This is a genomic window from Frankia sp. CeCAU1 (genome assembly GCF_977971845.1).
Genome location: NZ_CDWWXA010000021.1, coordinates 42091 through 48808 on the forward strand (window position 1 = coordinate 42091; position 6718 = coordinate 48808).

Genomic DNA, 6718 nt, shown 5'->3' on the forward strand with positions numbered 1-6718 from the left:
CGCTGTCGGCCCGGTAAGAGACCGAGCCTTCGCGAACGAGGGTCAGCGCGCGGCGCTGAGGGTCCGACAGCCGCGGGGCCTTGCTGGTGTGTGCGTCCATGGGGTCGACGGCACCCATCTCGCACTCGCACGGGCCTTCATCCACCGCACCCACCCGGACCCCGAACAGGCAGCCACCGCAGCAAGCGACGCCCTCATGATCGTTGACGGCAAGGAAGTGACCAACGGCCCGACCTTCAACCGGGCCGCCGGTATTTGGCGCACCCTCGCCCGCAACGAGGAGTGGGCACGGCTCGAACCCGTCCGCGACCTGGGTGAACAGGTCTCATCCGAGCGCCGTGCGCTCCCAGCAGGCCCAACCATCTAGATCGTTGCCAAAGTTCTCTACGGGGTCGAGTTCCGGCAGGCGATGGGCTCTTCGACGGTTGCCGGACCCGCCCGAGAAAGGACGAGCCCCTCATGGCCCAGATCGATGACCACCGGTGGATGACGCGGGCCATCGAGCTCGCTCACCGCTGCCCGCCCGCCACCGGTGCCTACTCGGTGGGTGCCGTCATCGTCGGCGAGAACGGCGAGGAGATCGCGTTCGGGTTTTCCCGCGAGGTCGACGACACGGTGCATGCCGAGGAGTCCGCGCTCGCGAAGGTCGCTCCCGATGACCCCCGGCTCGCCACCGCGACGATCTACAGCACACTCGAACCCTGCTCCCAGCGCATGTCGTGGCCACGCACCTGCACCCAGCTCATCCTGGAAGCGAAGATCCCCCGAGTGGTCATCGCCTGGCGGGAACCCAGCCTGTTCGTCGCCGACTGCCAGGGCTACGAACTGCTCGGCGCGGCCGGGGTCACGGTCGTGGAAATGCCCGAGCTCGGCGAGCGGGCCCGCGCCACGAACGCTCACCTGGCCGTCTGATCATCGGCTGGATCACCCGCGATGGCGCCCGGGTGGGCCGGTGCCTGCCCCGGCTGCCGCGCGGGAGTCGGTCCTGGGGATCTTCTTGCCCGGCGGCGACGCGTGTGGGGCGCGCCGACGGATATCGTAGGTGGCGCGGCGTCGCCGTGCCGCCACGCCGCTGGCTGATCGAAACCAGGGGCGCGCCTTCCCTCTCAGTTGAGGTGGCTCAGCGGTGGAGGTGGCTCAGCGGTGGAGGTGGCTGCGGCGGTGCGGTCGGCGCAACCGCGAGGGGGTGGGTCGGTGGGCGTGATCCGGGTGGAACCATACGGCGGCCGCGACTTCGGCGTCGAGGTCGCGGAGGAGACGGCTCCGGGAGTCCGCGGGCTCTCCTTCAACTACCGGGTGCGGGTCGATGACAAGGTGCTCGCGGCGGTGGGGCTCTCGCCCGACGATGTGCCGGGCCTGATCGCGTTGGTCCGCGCGTCGTTCGCGTTCCTGCTCGCGCGGGAACCGGCCGGGTCCATCCTGCCCACCTTCGAGCTGTCCGAGATCACCCGCTACTTCCCGAGCTATCCGGCGGAGATCGCCGGCAGCGTGCCGAGATGAGCGGGGCCGGGGCATCGGGGGACGTCCGGGCATCGGGGGACGTCCGGGCATCGGGGGACGTCCGGGCATCGGGGGACGTGGACGCCTTGCTGCTCGTCTCGTTCGGGGGTCCCGAGGGGCCCGGCGACGTGTTGCCGTTCCTCCGTAACGTGACCAGGGGCCGGGACATCCCCGCCTCCCGGCTGGCGGTCGTCGCCGAGCAGTACCACCTGTTCGGTGGGCGTAGCCCCCTCAACGAGCAGAACCGGGCGCTGGTCACCGCGTTGCGTGCGGAGCTGCCCGGGCTGCCGGTCTACTGGGGGAACCGGAACTGGGCGCCCTATCTGACCGACACGGTCGCCCAGATGGCCGCCGACGGCATCCGGCGTGCCGCGTGCTTCGTCACCTCGGCTTTCTCGTCCTACTCGGGATGCCGGCAGTACCGGGAGGACCTCGCGGCAGCCGCCGCCGCGGTGGGGGACCGTGCGCCCGAGCTGGTGAAGCTGCGGCTGTTCTTCGACCATCCGGGGTTCGTGGAGCCGATGGTGGACCGCGGCGTCGCGGCGCTGGCCGACCTGCCGGCGAAGGTGCGTTCCGATGCCCATCTGATCTTCACCGCCCATTCGCTCCCCCTCGCGCAGGCCCGCGCCAGCGGGCGTGGCGAGGGCGCCTACGCTCGCCAGCTGCGGGCCACCGCAGCGGTGGTCATCGAGGGGATCGAACGCATCACCGGCGTGCGTCATCCCTTCGACCTGGCCTTCTGCAGCCGCAGTGGATCGCCGGACGTGCCGTGGCTCGAGCCGGACGTGCGCGATCGGCTCGCGCAGCTGGCCGCGGCGGGGGCCGCCAGTTCCGTGATCATTCCGCTGGGGTTCGTCAGTGATCACATGGAGGTCCGCTACGACCTCGACGTGGGGGCCCTGGAACGGGCGCGGGAGCTGGGCCTGCCGGCGACGCGGGCGGGCACCGTCGGGGTGGATCCGCGGTTCGTCTCGATGGTGGGAGAACTGATCGAGGAGCTGCGTCGTCCCGGCGGCGTCCGACGGTCGCTGACCGGCCTCGGGCCATGGCCGGCGGACTGCCCCGCGCACTGCTGCGAGCCCCTCGGGCCGCCGCGGACCTGAACCCCCGCGGACCCGAATCCGGGGTGGTCCTGAATCCGGGAGGGCGGGCGAGGGCGGACCGCATGGCGGTGCGGCCATACTGATGGGGAACCGATGCTGATGGGGAACCGATACTGATGGGGAACGAAGCGATCAGGACCGAACGACGAAGCGAGTCAAGGTAACGGAGCGATCGGAGATATGCGGCGCTACGTGTTCGAATCCCCGGAAAGGTTCGTGGTGGGAACCGTCGGCCAGCCGGGTGACCGGGTCTTCTTCCTGCAGGCTGCCGGGCGTGGTCAGGTCGTGACGGTCGGTCTGGAGAAAACCGAGGTCACCGCTCTCGCGGAGGGGCTGACCGCGTTGCTCGGCCAGGTGGGCCAGACCCAGGGCATCGTGCTTCCGACCGCTTCGGACGTCGAGATCGATCTTGCCCCGCTGGATGCCCCGTTCGAGGAGGACTTCCATCTGGGCCAGCTCACGGTGTCCTGGGACGGCCACCGGGTCTTCGTCGAGGCGGCCGGGCTGTCCCCCGGGGAGTTCCGGCTCCCCGAGAGCGAGGACGAGCTCGACTCGTTGCGGGTGGGACTGTCGATCAAACAGGCCCGTGCCTTCATCGAACGGGCCCGCACGATCGTCGCAGCCGGGCGTCCACCGTGCGTCCTGTGCGGTCGCCCGGACGATCCGGCCGGGCACTTCTGCCCTCGGCTGAACTGACCGGAGCCGGCCGGGGCGGACAGCCGGCGATCGTCAGTTCGAGGGCGGCACGGGGGCATACGTCGGGTCGAAGGCGTCGTAGGCCGCCGCGTAGGCGTGACGCACCGCTGCGGAAAGGCTGCGCAGCGCCGCGGACCTGCGGGCGATCTCGCTCGCGGTCACCGCGGCACCGTCGTCCCGGGCGGCGAGGTCGAGCAGGGTCGACAATCGCTCCGCCCGGGCCAGCAGGGCGTGCGCCCCCGGTGGATGACCCGGGCCCAGCCCCGGGCCCGGGTCATCCACCCCGCGGTCGCGCAGCAGGGCGAGCACCTCGGGGCGGGCGCTTGCGATGTCGAGGTCGATGAGCGCGGCCGTCGTGGTGCGGATCGCGTTGCTGAGGTCGTGTTCCGCGGCGCGCAGGCCGGCTCCGGGCGGTGGCACGCGGGACGCGACGAGCACCCGCCAGTGCACCGACTCCAGCCGCCCCTCCAGGGCCGGCCCGTGCACGACGACCCCGGGGACGAGCACCAGCGGCGGGTTCGGGCCGATCACGATGATCGCCTCTCCGGCGGTGATCGCGTCCCTGTTCACCTCCGCCGGGCCGGGCAGGCCGGTGGCGTCCCCGGGTGCGGGCAGGACCAGCCGGAGCCGTTGCGCTCCGGCCGAACGCAGGGCTCCCAGGCCCAGCACGAGCGGCTCGTCGCCGAGGGTGTGCGGCGCCGCCTCGCCACCGAGCGCGCGGTGCATCTGGGTGATGACGTCGTCGAGCCCGACGAGCCCGGCAAGCCACGCATTGCCCCATCCGGTGAGGACTCCGGACCGGGGCGACGCTGACAGGGCGGGAAGCACATTGCCTACCGTAGGCAATCGAGGAGCCTTCAGGCTCGCCGAGGGGGCCGTACCAGACCTTTTTCCGGATGATAGCGCCATTTGTCGCCTCTGGGCAGGCACCGCCCGGCCAGCCAGGGCAGGCCCACGCTCAGCAGCCAGTAGGAGTGCTCGATGATTCCCGGAGCCGGTTCCTCATGATCGGGTCCGTCCGGCATACCCACGAGTGGTACCCCGGCGTGCGACAGACGGTGGGCGAACGCCTGCGCGATCAGGCGGTGGCCGCGTGGCCCCGGGTGGATCCGGTCCACGTCGAAGCTGGACCGGCTGCGCACCGCAGGGTGCCCGCAGAGGTCGACCATCAACACTCCGGGGTCCGTCCGGGCCGAGGCCTGGACCGCCGCGTTGAGCCGTTCGACCCGTTCGCTCAGGATCCGGCCGAACGGCGCCGGCACCGGGAGCAGCCGGCTGGGATCGGGCATGGTAGCGGTGAGGACGACGACTCCGTCGGCCCGCAGGCGGCCCACCGTCCAGACCAGGTCCTGGCGTAACCGCAGCGGATCGAACGTCGGTTTCAGCACGTCGTTCATGCCGGCGATCACACTGGCGATCTGGGGGCCCAGCGACAGGGCGACGGGAAGCTGACGGGTACGCACGTCGTGCGTGGTTGCTCCCGTGGTGGCCAGATTGGTGAATTCCATGGCGCCGGCCGGGCCCAGGCACGCGGCGAGCCGGGCGGCGAAGCCCCGTCCTCCCGTCGCGGGGCGGCGGTGTTCGCGTCCCATCGTCACGCCGTCGCCGAGGCCGACCGTGATGCTGTCGCCCAGCGCGACGAACCGCCGGGATCCGGTGCCGGAGTCCATGGCTCTGCCCGCCTTTCAGGCCGCGAGTCAGGCCGCGAGCGGCGGCGCCGGTGGCTGCGGGAAGGCCGTGCCCGGGGCGGCCGGACCGGGCGAGTCGTGGCAGGCAAGGAAGCCCGTGACCGTGGCCGACCAGGGGAACTGCTCCGCGCGGGCCCGGGCCGCGATCCGGCGCGCGTGGATCTGCGCAGGCGGGGCGGACAGCAGGTCCACGACGGCGTCGGCGAACGTGAATCCGCTACCCGCGGCGATCGTGCCCACTCCCGGGACGATCAGTTCGGCGAGCGCGCTGGCGTGGTGCACCACTGCCGGGGTGCCGCTGGCGAGCGCCTCCAGAGCGGCCAGCCCGAAGGTCTCCACCGGGCCGGGGGCGAGCGCGAGGTCGGCGGTCGCCAGCAGGCCGGCGAGCCGTTCCCGGTCGGCCACGAACCCGAGGAAGGTCACCGGCAGCCCGGCCGCATGCCGTTCCAGCCGGCCCCGATGGGCCCCGTCACCGGCGATCACCAGGCGCGCCGGCACCCGGCGGCGGACGAGTTCGGCTGCCGCGTCCACGGCGAGGTCGACCCGCTTCTCCGGTGCCAGCCGGCTGGCCACCACCAGCAGCGCCTCCTGGTCACGGGCGAAGGCGCGTCGCAGGGTCAGGTCGTGGTGGGCGGAGGAGAAACGGTCGAGCTCGACGCCGAGCGGAACGTGGCGCAGGTTGCCGGCGCCGATGCGGACGAACTCCGCCGCCGCCCAGGCCGTCGTCGCCACGACGGAGTCGAAGGCGGCCGCGAGCGAGGCGTTTGCCCGGTCCGCGGCTGTCGAGACCGGCAGGACTCCCCGCAACGGTGCGGGTGTCCAGGTGCCGAGCAGGCGGTCGAGCCGCTCGTGGCTGACGACCAGCGACGGCACCCCGCGCCGGCGGGCCCATCGGGCCAGCGGACGCAGGGTCGCCCGGTCGTGGACCTCGAGTCGGTCGGGCCGTTCCCGGTCGAGCAGGTCGGCGACGCGCCACGGCTCGGTGATGATCCGGTAACCGGTTCCGGGTAGCCGGGGGGCGCGCAGTTGGAGCACGCGGGCATCCGGCCGGACCAGTTCGGCGTCCTGCTCGCCCGGAATGATCTGGACGACCTCGTGGCCCGCCGCGGTGTAGCCGGCGGCGAGGTGGCGCAGTGTCGTCCGGATGCCGCCGGAGGCCGGCGCGACGAAGTTTGCCGCCTGCACGATCTTCATGCTGACCACCCGTCGTCGTTTCCCGTCCCGGGCCGCTTGCGTGCGTCCCATCCGTCCCGTCGTCCGCCCCGCCGTCCGCTCCGTCCCTCGATGACCGGGCCGGGGTGCCTGAGGCGGCCGAAGCGACCGGCCCCGCCGCCGGTGCCGAGCACGTCACGGTAGTGGCCGAGCAGCTCGTCGCCGATCGCGCTCCACCCGCATCCCGCGACCGACTCCCGGGCCGCCGCACCCATCGCCACCCGACGAGGGAGGTCGTCGGTCAGGGCCGCGACCTGCGCCCGCAGGGCCGCGGGGTCGCCGGGAGTGTAGTGCAGCCCGGTGCGGCCGTGCTCGACAACGTCAAGCAGCCCGCCCGCCGCAGGGGCGACCACCGGTACCCCGCTCGCCTTGGCCTCCTGCGCCGCCTGGCAGAATGTCTCGTGGATGCCGGTGTGGACGAAGACGTCGAGGCTCGCGACCGCGGCCGAGAGCTCCTGCCCGGCGCGGAATCCGAGGAACGCCGCGTTCGGCATCGACCGGGCCAGGGTGGGACGGGAG

Annotated in this window: 8 protein-coding genes and 1 pseudogene; 5 read left to right on the plus strand and 4 right to left on the minus strand. The window is 72.4% G+C overall.

The window, feature by feature from the left end:
* The 5 genes and pseudogenes from AC08OO_RS06450 to AC08OO_RS06470 all read left to right on the plus strand — a co-directional run.
* Positions 1-367, plus strand: a pseudogene (locus AC08OO_RS06450) (hypothetical protein); the annotation flags it as partial.
* 92 nt (positions 368-459) lie between these two features.
* Positions 460-912, plus strand: coding sequence for a cytidine/deoxycytidylate deaminase family protein (locus tag AC08OO_RS06455; protein ID WP_476609356.1), 453 nt, complete (start codon positions 460-462; stop codon positions 910-912).
* Between the two features lie 282 nt (positions 913-1194).
* Entirely contained in the window at positions 1195-1500 is a 306-nt protein-coding gene (locus tag AC08OO_RS06460; protein WP_476609357.1) for a hypothetical protein, read from the plus strand.
* Entirely contained in the window at positions 1497-2603 is a 1107-nt protein-coding gene (locus tag AC08OO_RS06465) for a ferrochelatase (RefSeq protein ID WP_476618319.1), read from the plus strand. Before AC08OO_RS06460 ends, AC08OO_RS06465 begins: the two co-directional genes overlap by 4 nt.
* A 180-nt stretch (positions 2604-2783) precedes the next feature.
* Entirely contained in the window at positions 2784-3299 is a 516-nt protein-coding gene (locus tag AC08OO_RS06470) for a DUF3090 domain-containing protein (RefSeq protein WP_011436339.1), read from the plus strand.
* Positions 3300-3332: 33 nt separating this feature from the next.
* Here the strand turns inward: AC08OO_RS06470 and AC08OO_RS06475 are convergent, their stop codons facing one another.
* The 4 genes from AC08OO_RS06475 to AC08OO_RS06490 all read right to left on the minus strand — a co-directional run.
* Entirely contained in the window at positions 3333-4127 is a 795-nt protein-coding gene (locus AC08OO_RS06475) for a hypothetical protein (protein WP_476611658.1), read from the minus strand.
* A gap of 29 nt (positions 4128-4156) precedes the next feature.
* Positions 4157-4969, minus strand: coding sequence for an SGNH/GDSL hydrolase family protein (locus tag AC08OO_RS06480; RefSeq protein ID WP_476611657.1), 813 nt, complete (start codon positions 4967-4969; stop codon positions 4157-4159).
* 27 nt (positions 4970-4996) lie between these two features.
* Positions 4997-6181, minus strand: coding sequence for a glycosyltransferase (locus AC08OO_RS06485; protein ID WP_476611656.1), 1185 nt, complete (start codon positions 6179-6181; stop codon positions 4997-4999).
* On the minus strand, positions 6178-6718 hold a 541-nt coding region (locus AC08OO_RS06490; protein ID WP_476618320.1), incomplete at its 5' end, for a glycosyltransferase. The genes AC08OO_RS06490 and AC08OO_RS06485, both read right to left, overlap by 4 nt.